This window comes from Streptomyces sp. NPDC002886, assembly GCF_042888445.1.
Classification (GTDB): domain Bacteria; phylum Actinomycetota; class Actinomycetes; order Streptomycetales; family Streptomycetaceae; genus Streptomyces.
On record NZ_JBIAPV010000003.1, the window covers coordinates 1,123,268 to 1,138,933 of the forward strand.

The window sequence follows — 15,666 nt, forward strand, 5'->3', positions numbered from 1 at the left end:
TCCCGGCCGCCGGGCCGCCACCCAGGTGTCATGAGCATCTCGCCTGAGACTAATGACTTTCGGCGTGTACGGCGCTACCGTCGTCAGGTTGGCTTGAAGTAGCTCTGGAGGTCCCGTGAAGGCACAGAACGACCAGCGCACGGGGTTGCTCTACGGCTTCGCCTCGTACGGGATGTGGGGGATCGTGCCCCTCTTCTGGCCGCTCCTCCAGCCCGCCGGGGCGATCGAGATCCTCGCCCACCGCATGGTGTGGTCCCTGGCCGTGGTCGGCGTGGCGCTGCTGGCCCTGCGCCGCTGGGGATGGGTCTCCGAGCTGCTGCGCCAGCCGCGCAAGCTCGCCCTCACGGCGGTGGCCGCCGCCCTGGTCACCGTGAACTGGGGCGTGTACATCTGGTCGGTCAACAACGGCGCGGTCGTCGAGGCGAGCCTCGGCTACTTCATCAACCCCCTGGTCACCATCGCGCTCGGCGTCCTGGTGCTCGGCGAGCGCCTGCGCCGCACGCAGTGGGCGGCGGTCGGCATCGCCGTCGCGGCCGTGCTGGTCCTCGCCGTCGGGTACGGGCGGCCGCCGTGGATCTCGCTGATCCTGGCCTTCTCCTTCGCCCTGTACGGGCTGATCAAGAAGCAGCTCGGCATGGGCGGCCTGGAATCGCTGACGGCCGAGACCGTGATCATGTTCCTGCCCGCCCTCGGCTACCTGCTGTGGCTCGGCTCGCGCGGCGAGTCCACCTTCACCGCGCAGGGCCCGGGCCACGCCGCCCTCCTGGCTTCGGCCGGGCTGGTCACGGCGATCCCGCTGATCTGCTTCGGCGCCGCCGCGATCCGTGTCCCGCTGTCCACCCTCGGACTGCTCCAGTACATGGCCCCGGTCTTCCAGTTCGGCCTCGGCGTCCTGTACTTCCACGAGGCCATGCCGGCCGCGCGCTGGGCCGGTTTCTCCCTGGTCTGGGTCGCCCTGTCGATCCTCACCTGGGACGCCCTGCGCACCGCCCACCGCTCCCGCGCCCTGCGCCTCGACGGCCTGCCGATGCCGCCGGCGGTCCCGGCCCCGCTCCCGACCCCGGCCCCGGCGCGCGAGACCGCGTAGGGCCGGAGCCGGGGCCACCAGCACCGACGGGCGCGTCTTCGGACGCGCCCGTCCGCGTGTCCGCCGGACCCGGGCGGCCCGCGCTCCGCCGGCCCCCGGGCGGCCTACGCCTCCATCGGCAGCCCCGTGGCGGCGAGCCGGAGGCGGGGCGGTACGTGCGTGACCACCAGCGTCACGGCCTCCCCGGCCGTGGCCACCTCGCCGAGCTCCGCGGAGGGATCGCGCCGCATGACGCGGAACCGTCCGTCGGGCAGCGGGATCACGAAGGGGACCGCCACCTCGTAGGGGAAGCGGGTCGTGCTGCTGAAGTTCACGTGGCCATGGCTCGTGTACGGGTACAGCTGCCGCAGGATCGGGTCCTCGTAGGCCGCCTCCAGCACCTCGATGGTGCCGGCGCGCCAGTCCTCGGAGCCGAGGCGCTCCAGCTTGTCCGCCCAGGCCCGCCGCGTGCCGGCCCACTGGGCCTCGACGACCGCCGCACGGGTCTCTTCGTTCACGTTCATCCCCCCAGTGTGCTCCCGCCCCGGCCCCACGGGCCGCTCCGTCCGCTTTCCGAACGGGTGTGACCGGATTGAGGTCTTGACGGACTGTCATGTCCTCGCTGACCATCAGGCTCGCACTGACGCACGTTGCTCACTTGTTCCACCCCGCACGTTTCCGCACACATCCCCAGTACGGAATCCCGGAGCCCCCACATGAGCCTGTCCGTCTCCCGGCGTCTGGCCGCCGTGACCGCCCTCGCGGTCGCCGGCCTCCTTTCCGCCACCGCCCCCGCCGCGCTCGCCACGCCGACCTCGGTCGCCGCCGCGCCCACGCCGCCCGACATCCCGCTGGCCAACGTCAAGGCGCACTTGACGCAGCTGCAGTCCATAGCCACCGCCAACGGCGGCAACCGCGCCCACGGCAAGGCCGGCTACAAGGCCTCGATCGACTACGTGAAGGCCAAGCTGGACGCGGCCGGTTTCACGACCACCCTGCAGACCTTCACCTCCAGCGGCGCCACCGGCTACAACCTGATCGCCGACTGGCCGGGCGGCGACCCCAACTCGGTCCTGATGTCCGGCTCGCACCTGGACTCGGTCAACGCCGGCCCCGGCATCAACGACAACGGGTCCGGCTCGGCCGGCATCCTGGAGACGGCGCTCGCCGTCTCCCGCGCGCAGCTCCAGCCCACGAAGCACCTGCGCTTCGGCTGGTGGGGCGCGGAGGAGCTGGGCATGATCGGCTCGAAGTACTACGTCAACAACCTGCCGGCCGCGGAGAAGTCGAAGATCTCCGGCTACCTGAACTTCGACATGATCGGCTCGCCGAACCCGGGCTACTTCGTCTACGACGACGACCCGACCATCGAGCAGACCTTCAAGAACTACTACGCGGGCATCGGCGTCTCCACGGAGATCGAGACCGAGGGCGACGGCCGGTCCGACCACGCGCCGTTCAAGAGCGCCGGGATCCCGGTCGGCGGCCTGTTCTCGGGCGCCGACTACACCAAGACGGCGGCCCAGGCCACGAAGTGGGGCGGCACCTCCGGTCAGGCCTTCGACCGGTGCTACCACTCCTCCTGCGACACCACGGCGAACATCAACGACACCGCCCTGGACCGCAACTCCGACGCCATCGCCTACGCGATCTGGAACCTCGGGGCGTCCACCCCGGTCCCGCCGGGCCCGTCCTTCGAGAACACCGCCGACGTGAACATCCCGGACTCCCCCGCCGCCGCGGTGAACTCGCCGATCACGGTCTCGGGCGTCACGGGCAACGCGCCGGCCACCACCAAGGTCGACGTGAACATCGTCCACCCGTACATCGGTGACCTCGTGGTCGACCTCGTCGCCCCCGACGGCACCCTGTACAACCTGCACAACCGCACCGGCGGCAGCGCGGACAACATCATCAAGTCCGTCACGGTCAACGCCTCCTCCGAGGTCGCCAACGGCGTCTGGAACCTCCGGGTCAAGGACGCGGCCGCGCAGGACGTCGGCTACATCAACAGCTGGAAGATCACCTTCTAGGGGACCGGCCGGGCCGACCAGCCGGACCAACCCCCCAATTGGTCTAGTCCTTTGGAGCTCCGGTGTGATCTGATCGGATCATGCCGGAGCTCCTCGCTGCACTGTTCACCCTGCTCGCCCAGTCCCTCGCGGCCCTCAACCCCGTACCGCTCGTACAGGGGCGCCGGCGGCGGGCTCGACTGGCGGACCACGCGCAGGGCCGCGCGGTCCTCGTCCCCTGCGATCTGCGCGACCGCGAACTGACCGGGGGAACCTGGGCCGAAGGCCTGCTGGAGCTGCCGCCCGGCGGGTCGGCCGGGCCGGGCGGGCCGGTCCGCTGGCGCGCGAAGGGGCGTACGGGCGCCGCGCGCGCGGCGGAGTTCCCGCCCCTGGAGGCCGCCTCCGCCGACGGGACCAGCGTCGCGTTCCGCTCCGCGGACGGGGCCACCGAGCTGCGGCTGCACCCGGACGAGGCCCCGATGGTGCTGCGTGTCCTACGTGTCCTGCGCGAGGCCCCGTAGCGAGGCCGACAGCGGCTCCTGGATCCGGGCCCGCAGTTCCTCCGCGACCGCGGCGACGTCGGCGTGCCCCAGCTTCGCGGCCTCCACCAGATCGCCGAGTTCCTCCGGCGACGGCAACTGCTTGGCCCCGGCGACCCGCAGGTACGAGCGGGTGGCGGCGGCGGCGTAGAACTCGTTCATCGGGGATTCGAGCGCCGGGCACACCGCGAGCGTGTGCAGAAACGCCGCGGCCCGCCACGCGGTGTCCGGGGCGGGCTGCTCGGGGACCAGGACGAGGTCGTTCTGGTGCCGGGCCACGGCGGCGGCCACTCCGGAGGGATCCCACACGGCGGGATCGGACGGGAGATGGTGAGCCAGGGCTGTCCAGGCCCACTCCATGGTGATCTTCAATGCCCGAACCGCTCCTGGAAGTAGCCCCAGTGGTCGGCGAACTCCTCTATCCCGGACAGGAAGTTCTTCCGGTCCTCGTCGAGCTCGCGTTCCGTGACTTCGGTGATCAGCGCGGTGACCGTCGTGCCCAGGGCCGCCGCTCGCGCCTTTAGGCGTTCGTGGAACTCTTCTTCCAGGCGGATGGTGACGTGTCTCGACATGCTTTTCACGGTACAGCGGGGCTGCTGTACGCAGGGCCGGAACGGCACAAGGGTGGGCAGGGACACAGTCCCCGCCCACCCTTGGGTGCCTCTATCGACCCCGTGCCGGCGTCGGCTACTTGTTGGCGTCGGCCGCCTTGACCAGCTCGGCCTTGGTGACCGCGCCGACGTAGACCTTGCCGTCGTCCGTGATCAGCGCGTTGACCACGCGGGTCTTCAGGACGCGGCCCTCGCCGAACTTCCCGGAGACCTTCTCGCCGAGCGAGTCGAGGAACTGGGCGGCACCCTTGGGCGCGTTCTTGTCCTTGGCCGCGTCGTCCAGGCCCTTGAGGGTGTTGGTCGCGCCGGTCTCGATCCGGGCGATCGACGTCCAGCCCTCGCCGAGGACCTTCGGCTCGCCCTTGGCGCCGTCGGCGCCGCCGGTCAGGCCGCCCAGGCCGGGGATGGCTTCGAGCGCGTCCAGGCCCTTGTCGGCGCCCTTGCCCTCGCCCTTGCCCTTGCCGTGCTCGCCGGCCGCGCCCTCGGTCACCTTGGCGTCCTTGGGCGGGGTGAAGGCGAAGGTGTCGGCGGAGGGCTTGGAGAAGTCCACCTTCGTGAAGCCGGCGTCCACGATCGGCTTGCCGCCGTCGGTGGAGAGGACCTGCACGCGCAGCGGCACGCCGTTCTTCGCGTCCACCGCGATCTTCACCGAGGCGACCGTCGAACCGGTCCCCTTCGGCTTCAGGACCAGCTGGTAGGCGTCGCGGCCGGCCACCTGGGCCGTGTCGCCGACGGTGATGCCGGTGGTGGGTCCGGCGGCCTTCAGGACCTCCTGGGCGATCTCCTGCGGAGAGGCCGGGAGGCCGTCGCCGGCCTTGCGCTCGGCGCTCTTGCCGGCGTCCGTCCTGTCGGTGGGGGCCTTCTCGTGGAAGGCCTCCTTCGACTTGGAGTCGTATCCCCAGACGTCGTCGCCGTTGTGGACGAGGGTGTACTCGTCCTTGCCGTCCACGAAGGTGAGCTTCTGGCGGTCGGGGCCGTCGGCGGCCACGCGGAAGGTGTGGGTGCCGCTCGCCAGCTGGGCGAGCTTGTCCTGCGGGTCCGCGGAGCCGCCGGTCACGCCGCCACCGCCGCCCAGCAGGCCGGCCGGAAGGCTCGGCAGCCCCAGGTCCGTGCTGATCTTGGCGCTGCCGGACAGCTGCTGCACGTCCGAGGCCGCGATCTTCTCGATGAGCTGCTGGGCCGTGACCTTCGGAAGGTCCGGTCCACCGGCGTTCGCGAAGGCCGGGACCATCGCGATCGTGCCGGCGACCACACCGAACACCGCGACCGGTACGGCGTACCGAGCGGCCTTGCGGGTCTTTGCGTTCGTTCCCATGTCTGTCTGCCCTACCTCTGTGTGTACGGCGGCGACCTACCCGTCTTGATGTGGCCGACAACCGCGACCACGTCCACCCCTCGCCGCCACTCTCACCCGATCTGGTGGGGATGTGCCTCTATCTGACCAAAGAAGAGGGGGTCGGGGCGTCAGCCCCCGGAGCCAAGTGTGCGTACGCCCCAGGGATGACATGACGAGGGCCCGGCCTCCCCCACCCGTAGGGGTCGCCGGGCCCTCGCCCCTGATCTCCGGTGTGCGCGTCCCGCCGGTCAGCCCGCGCGGTGGACCACGGCGTCGCACAGCTCCACCAGCGCCGACTTCGCGAAGCACTCGGGCAGCGGGGCCAGCGTGGCCCGCGCCTCCTCGGCGTACCGCACGGTGTCCTTGCGGGCCTGCTCCAGGGCCGGGTGGACCCGCAGCCGGGCGAGCACGTCGGCGTGCCGGGCGTCGTCCGTCAGATCGCCGTCCAGGAGCCGTACGAGCTCCAGGTCGTCGGGGTCGCCGCCCTGGGCCGCCATCTCCCGCAGCCGCAGGACCGGCAGCGTCGGGATGCCCTCGCGCAGGTCGGTGCCGGGGGTCTTGCCGGACTCGTGCGAGTCGGAGGCGATGTCGAGGACGTCGTCGGCGAGCTGGAAAGCGAGGCCGAGGCGCTCCCCGTACTGGGTGAGGACGTCGACGAACATCTCGTCGGCGCCGGACATCATCGCGCCGAAGCGGCAGGAGACGGCAACCAGCGAGCTGGTCTTGCCGGCCATGACGTCCAGGTAGTGCTCGACCGGGTCGCGGCCGTCGCGCGGGCCCGCGGTCTCCAGGATCTGGCCCGTCACCAGGCGCTCGAACGCCTCGGCCTGGACCCGTACGGCCTCGGGGCCGAGGTCCGCCAGGATGTGCGAGGCGCGGGCGAACAGGAAGTCACCCGTCAGGACGGCCACGGAGTTGCCCCAGCGGGCGTTGGAGCTCTCCACGCCGCGGCGCACGTCCGCCTCGTCCATGACGTCGTCGTGGTAGAGCGTCGCCAGGTGGGTGAGCTCCACGACCACGGCGGAGGGGACGATCCCGGGTGCGTAGGGATCGCCGAACCGGGAGGCCAGCATCACCAGGAGCGGCCGGAACCGCTTGCCGCCGGCGCGGACCAGGTGCTGCGCGGCCTCGGTGATGAAGGGGACTTCGCTCTTGGTGGCTTCCAGCAGACCCGCCTCGACGGCGGCCAGTCCGGCCTGGACATCGGTCTCAAGAGCCTGGTCCCGCACGCTCAGTCCGAACGGCCCGACGACGGTCACGAGGGGTACTCCTGTCTGCTGACGATCACCTTGACGATCACACGGATTGTCGATGTGTCGCTGCCATCACTCAAGCCAGCGTATCCGGTCTGTTTTCGATCACCCAGGGCGCCCGCCCGGCCACGGGCACCCTACCGGCCGGGCGGCGCCCCATGCGCCCCGGTATGTTCTAGAGCAGCCGAAACAACCGGAGAATGCGTTTTGTCCAGAACTGCTACCGATATAGACGACTCGTCCGACCCGGAGGCCGACCAGCCGCCGCCCGGCGACGACCACGCCTTCCTCGGGCACCCCAGGGGCCTGGCCACGCTCTCCGGGCTGGAGGTCTGGGAGCGCTTCTCGTTCCTGGGCATGCAGGCCATCCTCGTCCTCTACTTCGCGGACGCGGTGGCCAACGGCGGCCTGGGGATGAACCCGGGCACCGCGGCCTCCGTCTCGGCGGCCTACGGGACCATGGTCTACCTCGTCTCCGTCGCCGGCGGGTGGCTCGCCGACCGGATCCTCGGTTCGTACCGCGCCGTGCTCTGGGGCGGCATCCTGATCGCCTGCGGCCATTACGCCATGGCCGTGCCGACCGCCGCCATGACCTGGGTGGGCCTCGGCCTGATCAGCGCCGGCACCGGCCTGCTGAAGCCGAACGTGGCCAGCATGGTCGGCAAGCTCTACAAGACGGACGACGACCGGCGCGACGCCGGCTTCGCCCTCTACTACATGGGCATCAACATCGGCGCCTTCGCCGGCCCCCTGATCACCGCCTGGCTCGGTGAGCACGAGGGCTGGCACTGGGGCTTCTCGGCCGCCGCGATCGGCATGACCGCGGGCCTGATCCAGTACGTGGCCGGCCGCCGCCACCTGGCGGGGCGCAAGCACTCCGCCGAGTTCGCCCTGGCGCCCGACGCGATGCGCGCGGCCGTGATCAAGATCATTGCCGGAATCCTCGTCTTCGCCGCCCTCGCCACCCTTCTGGCGGTACTGGGCTGGCTGACGATGGACCGGTTCGTCGACCTGCTCACCCTGATCTCGGTGATCGCGCCGATCGTCTACTTCGCCGTCATGTTCCGCAGCGACCGGGTGACGGCCGCCGAACGGGGGCGCCTGCGCCCGTACGTCGTGCTCTTCCTGGCCTCGGTGGCCTTCAATTTCATCCTCTTCCAGGCGTACTCGACGATGATGCTGCTCGCCTCGACGAACGCCCGCACCGAGATCCTCGGCTTCACCTTCCCGGCCGGCTGGTACGCCTCGGCGCTCGGCGCGTTCGAGGTGCTGCTGGCGCCGGTCGTCGCCGCGCTGTGGGTCCGGATGGGGCACAAGCAGCCGCACGCCTCCAACAAGATCGCCATCGGCGTGATCCTGGGCGGCCTGTCCTTCCTCCTGATGGTCATCCCGACCTCGGGGCACTCGGGCGACACGTACAAAATGGCCGCCTGGTGGATCATCGGCTCCTACCTGCTGCTCGGACTCGGCGACGTCCTCCTCGAGACCTCCGGCATGTCGGCCACCACGAAGCTCGCACCCAAGGCCTTCGCCAGCCAGACCATGGCCCTGTGGTTCCTCTCCCTCGCCCTGGCCAACGGCATCCAGGCGCAGGTGGTCAAGCTCTACGGCCAGGTCTCCAACCCCGCCTACTTCGGCGTCAACGGCGCCATCGCGGTGGCGGTGGGGCTCGCGGTGATCGCGGCCGCCCCGTGGCTCAAGCGCACGATGCACCCGGTGCACTGACCGTCCCTTGTTGGCCTCATCCGCCTTGTCTGCCTTGTTCGCCTTGTTCGCCTTGTTCGCTGACCGCGGTTGTCCACTGACCCTCCCGAGGAGATGGGCGAGAGAGCTCCGATGATCATCCGTACCGATTTCCCCTACGGGACCACCCACGAGGACGTCCGGATCCCCCTCCCGGACGGCACCGAGCTGTACGCCCGCATCTGGCGGCCGGTCACCGACGAGCCCGTCCCGGCGCTGCTGGAGTACCTCCCGTACCGCCTCACCGACTGGACCGCCCCGCGCGACTGGCAGCGCCACCCCTGGTACGCGGGCCACGGCTACGCCTCCGTACGGGTCGACGTGCGCGGCCACGGCAACAGCGGCGGGAACCCGGGCGACGAGTACGACGCCCAGGAACTCGCCGACGGCGTCGCGGTCGTGGAGTGGCTGGCCGCCCAGCCCTGGTGCACGGGGTCCGTGGGCATGTTCGGGATCTCCTGGGGCGGCTTCAACAGCCTCCAGATCGCGGCGCTCGCCCCCGAGGCGTTGAAGGCCGTGGTCACCGTCTGCTCCACGGACGACCGCTTCGACAACGACGTGCACTACATGGGCGGCTCCGTCCTCGCCGTCGACATGCACGCATGGGCCGCGACCATGCTCGCCTTCGCCTCCCGCCCGCCGGACCCGCTCTACGCGGGCGAGGGCTGGCGCGACCAGTGGCTGTCGCGCCTGGGCGCCGTCGAACCCCTCGTCCACACCTGGCTCTCCCACCAGACCCGCGACGCGTACTGGCGCCACGGCTCCGTCTGCGAGGACTACGGCGCGATCGGCGCGGCCGTCCTGGCCGTCGGCGGCTGGCACGACCCGTACCGCGACACGGTGCTCCGCCTGGTCTCGGCCCTGCCCGCCGACCGGGTCCGCGGCCTGATCGGCCCCTGGTCGCACCAGTACCCCGACCGGGGACTGCCCCCGGGCCCCGCGATCGGCTTCCTCCAGGAGACCCTGCGCTGGTGGGACCACTGGCTCAAGGGCAAGGACACCGGCGTCATGTCCGAACCCCTGCTCCGCTCCTGGATCTCCGAGTCGCACCCGCCGGCGACCACCTACCCGACGCTGCCGGGCCGCTGGGTCGGCGACCCGTCCTGGCCCTCGCCGAACGTGGACCCCGTCACCTACGCCTTCCAGGGCGCGCCCGTCGTCGTGGCCTCCCCGCAGCACACGGGCCTGGACGCCGGCCGCTTCTTCCCCTTCGGCAACGACGCCGACCTGCCGCCGGACCAGCGCGAGGAGGACGCGAAGTCGGCCTGCTTCGAGTTCCCCGTCGCGGACGGCTCCGACCCGGTGGAGATCCTGGGCCGCCCGGTGGTCCGCCTCCGCCTGCGCATGGACGTCCCGTACGGCCAGGTCGTGGCCCGCCTCTGCGACGTGGCCCCGGACGGCTCCTCGACCCTGGTCACGCGGGGCGCGCTGAACCTCTCCGCACGCCAGGGCCGGGACAAGGCGGTGCCGTGGCCGGTGGGCTCGTACGAGGACGTGGCCTTCGAGCTGAACGGCATCGGCCACTCCTTCCCGCCCGGCCACCGGATCCGCGTCGCCCTCTCCTCGGCCTACTGGCCGTGGATCTGGCCCCGCGCCGGCTCGGAGGCGGGCTGGACCCTGGACCCCGCGGGCAGCGCGGTGGAACTCCCCATCCGTGACCCGTCCTCCGACGCGGAACCGATCCTCTTCGAGGCTCCCGAGCAGTCGGAACCGCTGGGCGTCTCCTACCCGGAGACCCTCGACGCCCCTCGCCCGGAACGGCTGGTCGTACGGGACGTCGCGCGCGGCCTGTGGCGCCTGGAGGTGGACCCGCGCTACGGCGGCACGCGTGTCTACCCCGACGGGCTGGAGTTCAGCGAGGACGCGCTGGAGATCTACGAGATCCAGGAGGCGGACCCCTTGTCGGCCCGGACCCACTCCACCTGGACGGTCCGCCTGCACCGCCCGGAGCTGGGCTGGGACGTCTCGGTGGTGACCCGCTCGGAGATCTCGTGCGACGAGGGCGGCTTCCTGACGTCGAACGAGGTGGTGTGCCGCGAGGGCGACGAGGTCCTCTTCCACCGCACGTGGGAGCGCCGCCTGCCCCGCGCGGCGGGGTAGCCGGGTCGGGCCCCGGGGCTAGCCGCCCGGGGCCCGGCCCGACGGTCAGACGGCCTTGACGCCGTCCACGAAGGCCGCGAAGGCGGCGGCGGAGACGTCCAGCACGGGGCTCGCCTGGAGCTTGGAGTCGCGGACCGGTACGACACCGCGCGAGGCGACGAGGTTGGTGGCTACCTCGACGCACTGACCGCCGTTGTCGCTGTAGGAAGAAGTGAACCAGCGGGGGGATTCGGTCGTCACGAGGTGCCCTTTCGTAGCTGATCGATCATGGCCACAGATGCCGCCTGGGTGCATGCCTCGGCCTGGAGCTGATGGTAGGCCGTCAGCATGGGCACCACCGAGTTGTTCTCCCGCTCCAGATGGCCCCGTTGGGCGGATTCGGCGTAGGACATGATCGAGCGGTCCGGCAGCGTCAGCACGGTGACGGGCAGGTTGAACGGCCTCAGCTCCCCCATCGCAAACGGTGCGATCTGGAGCACGGTGTTCGGAAGCTCCGCGAATTCGAGCAGCCGCGTGAACTGGTCCCTCATGACGCCGGGTCCGCCGAGGGGCCGCCGGATGCAGCTCTCGTCGAGCACCGCGAGGATCAGCGGCGGAGGGGTCCGCACCAGCACGGCCTGCCGGTCCGCGACGATCGTGACGCGCTCGGCCGCCTGCTCGGGGGTGCTGGCGCCCCGCTTGACCCCGCTCTCGGCGAGGACCGTCGCGTACTCGGGCGTCTGGAGCAGACCCGGTATGACGCCCACCTCGTAGAGCCGGATCTCCACGGCCCGGCTCTCGTAGCCGAGGAACTCGGGAAATCCCTCCAGCAGGACCCCGTGCCGGACCTCACGCCATTGACGCTCGAACGTGTCTTCTGTTCCCGCAATGCCGAAGACCAGGTCCGCACTCCGCGCGAAGCGCAGAGTCGAAATCTTGCGCCCGGTTTCCACCGCCGAGATGTGCGTGGCAGAGAAGCCCATCCGCTCCCCAAGGCCTTCCTGCGTCCAGCCGCGCTCCTCCCGTGAGCTGCGCAGACGCGCCCCGAACGCCGCTTCGGGACCCGCCTCGGGGTTCAACTCCTTGCGATTCACAGCCTCGTGACCAACTTTCCGTTCCGTACTGGCAAGTTGAACTGTCCCCACGGCCGCGCCACGCTGAACTCACCGAGTAGTGAATCCACTACGGAGAGGAACGGCCATGTGTGGAATGCCCATTCCCCCTGCTCCCGCCCCCGGAACCCTGGTGGTGGACACGAGCCGCGACGACCGGGTCGGGGAGTTCCGGGGGCTCGCCGGCCCCTACTGGGCGCTGCGGCCCGTGCGGGGCGGGCCGGAGTGGGAGGCGGAGCCTCGGGACGTGCGGCCCGCCGACCCGATGGAGCGGCTCCGCGCGGAGACCGCCCGGCGCAACGCGCGCAGCGCGGAGGGGCTGCTGTGAGCGGGGGCCCGCTCGCGGAGCCGCGGCGGATCGAGTCGGCCCCCGCCCGCCGGGCCCGGTTCCGCGCGCGGCTGGACGCGGCCCTGGCGCGGCGGGCCGCCGTACGGGCCCTGCGCGGGCTGCTGGAAGCCCGTACGGCCGACGAAGCCGCTGCTGTGGCCGTGACGCTGGGGGCGGTCGCCTGGACCGGCTGCCTGGCGTTCGCGGCTGCCCGGGGCGGGATCACGTGACCGGCGCGTGCGGTGCCTCCGGGGCGCTGTCCGCCGTACACCTCGACGCGCTGGCACGGCTGCCGGCACTCCGCCGGATACTCGACGCCGGACCGGAGCTGCGGTGCTCCCTGGAGCGGCACACCGGCCCGCACATGGACGTGCTCCACGAGGGCCCGAACCCCGGGACCGCGCTCTGGGCCCGCTGGCCCGGGGACGCGGTCCTCACCCTCCCCGACTGCCCGGCGACCGCCCGCGGCGAAGGCTGCGGGCAGTACCTCACCCACCCGGGCGGCCACACCTGGCAGATCACAAGCCGTTGATGACGTCCCACCGCTGCGAGCGACCCCCGGCGCGGAGCGACGGTACGCACGGGGCGGGTTCGGCCGATTCCCGCGAGTGTCCCGGAGCGGACTCGCTCAGGGCGGGCCATCGTGACCGCACCGTCCGGAACGTGTCCAGTGCCGGGGCGTCGTCAGGGGCCCGGCCGGCCGGCGAGCCAGGCGGCGATGCGCTGCGTGGACTCACGGTCGGCGTAGGGGGAGGCGTTGCGCGCCCATTGTTCCAGGTGGTGCAGGACGCTCTCCGAGCGGTCCGGGCGGCCCACGGCGAGCACGTCGATGCCCATCTCACCCGTCGAGCAGCTGATGTAGACGCTGCTGTCCAGGGCCATCATCGCGAAGCCCGGGTGACCCGAGTGCACGCCGAGGAACGCCGACTCGGCGCCCCGGCCCATGACGTCCCAGCGGTCGAGGAGCCGGACCCGGGTCCAGAGCGAGGGCGCCGACCCGTTGCCGAAGTGCATGTGGTGCAGGGCTGCCCGGTGCGAACGGGTGCCCTGCGGGAGCTGTAGGAGGAACTCGCGCCGATCGTCGAACAACCCCGAGGACTCCGCGAGGTCGTACCAGTCGGCGTTGAGCCGTTCGACCAGCCGCGGGGTGTCGTAGCGGTGCGAGAAGCTGCCCGTCACATCCTCTTCGCGGTATCCGACGACGTACGGCATCGCGCCCGCCGGCACCGCGTCCGGGATCACCTGGAGGCCGGCCCTGCGCAGGGGTCGGTACACCTTGCGGTCGCGCTCTTGGATGCCCATCGACGCGCACCCTAGCAACGGCCGACCGCCCCCCGGCCGGCAGACGCCTCCTAGCCGAACAGCCGCTCCAAGACCACCGCGATCCCGTCCGCCTCGTTCGAGAGGGTGACCTCGTCCGCGACGGCCAGCAGTTCCCGGTGGGCGCCCGCCATCGCGACGCCGTGCGCCGCCCAGGCGAACATCGGGATGTCGTTCGGCATGTCACCGAAGGCGATCGTGGAGGACCCGGTGACGTCCAGGAGTTCCGCCGCCACCGCCAGGCCGCTCGCCTTGTCGATGCCCGGCGGCTGGAGCTCGACCGTGTGCTCCCCCGCCATGGTGACGTTGACCAGGTCCCCGACCACGCCGCGGGCGATCTCCGTCAGCTCGTCGTCGGAGAGGCGGGGGTGCTGGAGCAGGACCTTGTTGATGGGGGAGGTCCAGAGGTCGGAGCGCCGGGCCACCGCCACCACCGGCAGGTGCGGATGCCACATCCGGTAGCCCGGCCCTATCAGCATCTCCGCGTCGAGGCCCTCCTGGTTGACCGCCGCGTAGACCTCCCCCACCTCCGCCTCGATCTTCCCGAGGGCGACTTCGGCCAGTTCCCGGTCCAGGGCCACGGAGTGCAGCAGGAGACCGGCCGACGCGTCGTAGACCTGCGCTCCCTGCCCGCACACCGCGAGTCCCGCGTAGCCGAGCCCGTCCAGGACGTGGCGCACCTGTGGGACGGGGCGGCCTGTCACGATGATGTGCCGGGCGCCGGCCGCGCGGGCGGCGGCGAGGGCCGTGTGGGAGCGGGCCGAGACGGTGTCTCCGGCGCGCAGCAGAGTCCCGTCCAGATCGGTGGCCACGAGTGCATAGGGGAGGGCGGAAGTCACGCGTCCAAGGATACGGACCTCCTCGGACAAATCTTACAAATAGTGCCTGAATCCGGCCTCCCGCAGGCCCCACCAGCCCCTTAACCTGTCAAGCAGCTCCCGGGACACCCCCGGGCCGCGTCGAAAGCGAGGCAGCACCCCATGCCCCAGCAGAGCCCCCTCGACCTCCCCGAGGGCGACCCGTTCGGGCCGCACAACCTCCCCTACGGCGTGTTCTCCACCGCCGGGGACGAGCGGCACCGCATCGGTGTCCGCATCGGCGGATACGTGCTCGACGCCGGGGCGGCCGCGGCCGCGCTCGGATCCCCGTACGCCGGACTGCTCGGGCAGCCCTCGCTCAACCCGCTGCTCGCCGCGGGGCGCACCGCGTGGAAGGACGTGCGCCGCGCGCTGACCGCCTGGGTCACCGACCCCGGCCACCGGCCCTCCGTGGAACCGCACCTGCTGCCGCTCGAAGACGTCGTGCTGCACCTCCCGTACGAGGTCGCCGACTACGTCGACTTCTACGCGAGCGAGCACCACGCGACGAACGTCGGCAAGATCTTCCGGCCGGACGGGGACGCGCTGACCCCCAACTGGAAGCACCTGCCCATCGGTTACCACGGCCGGGCCGGAACCATCGTGGTGAGCGGCACCGATGTCGTCCGCCCGAGCGGCCAGCGCAAGGCCCCCGCCGACCCGGCGCCCGTCTTCGGGCCGTCCGTGAAGCTCGACATCGAGGCCGAGGTCGGCTTCGTCGTCGGCACCCCCTCGGAGCAGGGCCGCCCCGTGGCCCTCGGCGACTTCGAGGAGCACGTCTTCGGGCTGTTCCTCCTCAACGACTGGTCCGCGCGCGACATCCAGGCCTGGGAGTACGTGCCGCTCGGCCCCTTCCTCGGCAAGTCCTTCGCCACCTCCGTCTCCGCCTGGGTCACCCCCCTGGAGGCCCTGGACGCGGCCCGCGTCGCCCCGCCCACCCGGGACTTCCCGCTGCTGCCCTACCTGGAGGACTCCGCCGCGGACCGCCCCGGCGGCTTCGACCTGCGGATCACCGTCTCCATCAACGGCCAGGAGGTGGCGCGGCCGCCGTTCGCCTCGATGTACTGGACCGCCGCCCAGCAGCTCGCCCACATGACCGTCAACGGCGCCTCCCTGCGCACCGGCGACGTCTACGGCTCGGGCACGGTCAGCGGCCCGGAGACCGGCCAGCGCGGCTCGCTGCTGGAGCTCACCTGGAACGGCCGCGACGCGATCGAGCTCGCCGACGGCAAGCGCACCTTCCTGGAGGACGGGGACACCGTCACGCTCACCGCATGGGCCCCGGGCGCCGACGGCACCCGCGTGGGCCTCGGCGAGGTCACCGGCCGCATCGTGGGCACTCTGTAGTCCACATCGCGGGACGAGCACCGGCGGCGGGGTGGCGGATCTTTCCGCCACCCCGCCGTTCTC

At 71.5% G+C, this 15,666-nt stretch carries 18 protein-coding genes; 9 read left to right on the forward strand and 9 right to left on the reverse strand.

Annotated elements, in window-relative coordinates; genetic code table 11:
* The first annotated feature begins 115 nt into the window (after positions 1 to 115).
* Positions 116 to 1,087, forward strand: coding sequence for an EamA family transporter RarD (gene rarD / locus ACFYYB_RS17455; RefSeq protein WP_389436007.1), 972 nt, complete (start codon positions 116 to 118; stop codon positions 1,085 to 1,087).
* 104 nt (positions 1,088 to 1,191) lie between these two features.
* On the opposite strand, the gene ACFYYB_RS17460 is transcribed toward rarD, so the two are convergent.
* Positions 1,192 to 1,590, reverse strand: coding sequence for a DUF6193 family natural product biosynthesis protein (locus ACFYYB_RS17460; protein ID WP_389436008.1), 399 nt, complete (start codon positions 1,588 to 1,590; stop codon positions 1,192 to 1,194).
* 192 nt (positions 1,591 to 1,782) lie between these two features.
* On the opposite strand from ACFYYB_RS17460, the gene ACFYYB_RS17465 reads away from it, so the two are divergent.
* Positions 1,783 to 3,099, forward strand: a complete 1,317-nt coding sequence (locus tag ACFYYB_RS17465; protein WP_389436009.1) for a M28 family metallopeptidase — start codon at positions 1,783 to 1,785, stop codon at positions 3,097 to 3,099.
* An 80-nt stretch (positions 3,100 to 3,179) separates the two neighbouring features.
* Complete coding sequence (locus ACFYYB_RS17470) at positions 3,180 to 3,599, forward strand: hypothetical protein (RefSeq protein WP_389436010.1); 420 nt, start codon at positions 3,180 to 3,182, stop codon at positions 3,597 to 3,599.
* On the opposite strand, the gene ACFYYB_RS17475 is transcribed toward ACFYYB_RS17470, so the two are convergent.
* The 4 genes from ACFYYB_RS17475 to ACFYYB_RS17490 all read right to left on the reverse strand — a co-directional run bounded on the left by ACFYYB_RS17475 (position 3,573) and on the right by ACFYYB_RS17490 (position 6,823).
* Positions 3,573 to 3,989, reverse strand: coding sequence for a hypothetical protein (locus ACFYYB_RS17475; RefSeq protein ID WP_385380657.1), 417 nt, complete (start codon positions 3,987 to 3,989; stop codon positions 3,573 to 3,575). The genes ACFYYB_RS17470 and ACFYYB_RS17475 overlap by 27 nt on opposite strands.
* The gene (locus ACFYYB_RS17480; protein WP_239516343.1) at positions 3,986 to 4,189 is read right to left on the reverse strand and encodes a ribbon-helix-helix domain-containing protein; all 204 of its coding nucleotides are present in this window, start codon (positions 4,187 to 4,189) and stop codon (positions 3,986 to 3,988) included. Before ACFYYB_RS17480 ends, ACFYYB_RS17475 begins: the two co-directional genes overlap by 4 nt.
* Positions 4,190 to 4,304: 115 nt before the next feature.
* Entirely contained in the window at positions 4,305 to 5,543 is a 1,239-nt protein-coding gene (locus ACFYYB_RS17485) for an outer membrane lipoprotein carrier protein LolA (protein WP_389436011.1), read from the reverse strand.
* Between the two features lie 269 nt (positions 5,544 to 5,812).
* Positions 5,813 to 6,823 (reverse strand): polyprenyl synthetase family protein, encoded by a 1,011-nt coding sequence (locus tag ACFYYB_RS17490; protein ID WP_389436012.1) that lies wholly within the window; start codon positions 6,821 to 6,823, stop codon positions 5,813 to 5,815.
* Between the two features lie 201 nt (positions 6,824 to 7,024).
* On the opposite strand from ACFYYB_RS17490, the gene ACFYYB_RS17495 reads away from it, so the two are divergent.
* Positions 7,025 to 8,542 carry a peptide MFS transporter gene (locus tag ACFYYB_RS17495; RefSeq protein ID WP_389436013.1) on the forward strand — a complete coding sequence of 506 codons (1,518 nt, stop codon included), beginning with the start codon at positions 7,025 to 7,027 and terminating at the stop codon, positions 8,540 to 8,542.
* Between the two features lie 111 nt (positions 8,543 to 8,653).
* Positions 8,654 to 10,660: a CocE/NonD family hydrolase gene (locus ACFYYB_RS17500; RefSeq protein WP_389436014.1), complete on the forward strand. Its 2,007-nt coding sequence runs from the start codon at positions 8,654 to 8,656 to the stop codon at positions 10,658 to 10,660.
* Between the two features lie 45 nt (positions 10,661 to 10,705).
* On the opposite strand, the gene ACFYYB_RS17505 is transcribed toward ACFYYB_RS17500, so the two are convergent.
* Together ACFYYB_RS17505 and ACFYYB_RS17510 are read right to left on the reverse strand one after the other, a co-directional pair.
* A complete protein-coding gene (locus ACFYYB_RS17505) occupies positions 10,706 to 10,900 on the reverse strand; it encodes a DUF397 domain-containing protein (RefSeq protein WP_389436015.1) in 195 nt (64 codons plus the stop codon).
* Positions 10,897 to 11,733 (reverse strand): Scr1 family TA system antitoxin-like transcriptional regulator, encoded by an 837-nt coding sequence (locus tag ACFYYB_RS17510; protein ID WP_389436236.1) that lies wholly within the window; start codon positions 11,731 to 11,733, stop codon positions 10,897 to 10,899. Before ACFYYB_RS17510 ends, ACFYYB_RS17505 begins: the two co-directional genes overlap by 4 nt.
* Positions 11,734 to 11,848: 115 nt before the next feature.
* Here ACFYYB_RS17510 and ACFYYB_RS17515 point away from each other — a divergent pair, with 115 nt between their 5' ends.
* From ACFYYB_RS17515 to ACFYYB_RS17525, 3 genes are read left to right on the forward strand one after another with little or no spacing between them, the layout of a single operon-like run.
* Positions 11,849 to 12,079 carry a hypothetical protein gene (locus tag ACFYYB_RS17515; RefSeq protein WP_389436016.1) on the forward strand — a complete coding sequence of 77 codons (231 nt, stop codon included), beginning with the start codon at positions 11,849 to 11,851 and terminating at the stop codon, positions 12,077 to 12,079.
* Positions 12,076 to 12,309, forward strand: a complete 234-nt coding sequence (locus ACFYYB_RS17520) for a hypothetical protein (RefSeq protein WP_389436017.1) — start codon at positions 12,076 to 12,078, stop codon at positions 12,307 to 12,309. Before ACFYYB_RS17515 ends, ACFYYB_RS17520 begins: the two co-directional genes overlap by 4 nt.
* Positions 12,306 to 12,611 carry a hypothetical protein gene (locus ACFYYB_RS17525; RefSeq protein ID WP_389436018.1) on the forward strand — a complete coding sequence of 102 codons (306 nt, stop codon included), beginning with the start codon at positions 12,306 to 12,308 and terminating at the stop codon, positions 12,609 to 12,611. Before ACFYYB_RS17520 ends, ACFYYB_RS17525 begins: the two co-directional genes overlap by 4 nt.
* A 152-nt stretch (positions 12,612 to 12,763) precedes the next feature.
* On the opposite strand, the gene ACFYYB_RS17530 is transcribed toward ACFYYB_RS17525, so the two are convergent.
* Together ACFYYB_RS17530 and ACFYYB_RS17535 are read right to left on the reverse strand one after the other, a co-directional pair.
* On the reverse strand, positions 12,764 to 13,381 hold the full coding sequence (locus ACFYYB_RS17530; RefSeq protein WP_389436019.1) for a hypothetical protein: 618 nt from the start codon (positions 13,379 to 13,381) through the stop codon (positions 12,764 to 12,766).
* 50 nt (positions 13,382 to 13,431) lie between these two features.
* Positions 13,432 to 14,238: a Cof-type HAD-IIB family hydrolase gene (locus ACFYYB_RS17535; protein WP_389436020.1), complete on the reverse strand. Its 807-nt coding sequence runs from the start codon at positions 14,236 to 14,238 to the stop codon at positions 13,432 to 13,434.
* Between the two features lie 141 nt (positions 14,239 to 14,379).
* Here ACFYYB_RS17535 and fahA point away from each other — a divergent pair, with 141 nt between their 5' ends.
* Positions 14,380 to 15,603, forward strand: a complete 1,224-nt coding sequence (gene fahA, locus ACFYYB_RS17540) for a fumarylacetoacetase (RefSeq protein WP_389436021.1) — start codon at positions 14,380 to 14,382, stop codon at positions 15,601 to 15,603.
* The last annotated feature ends 63 nt before the right edge of the window (positions 15,604 to 15,666 follow it).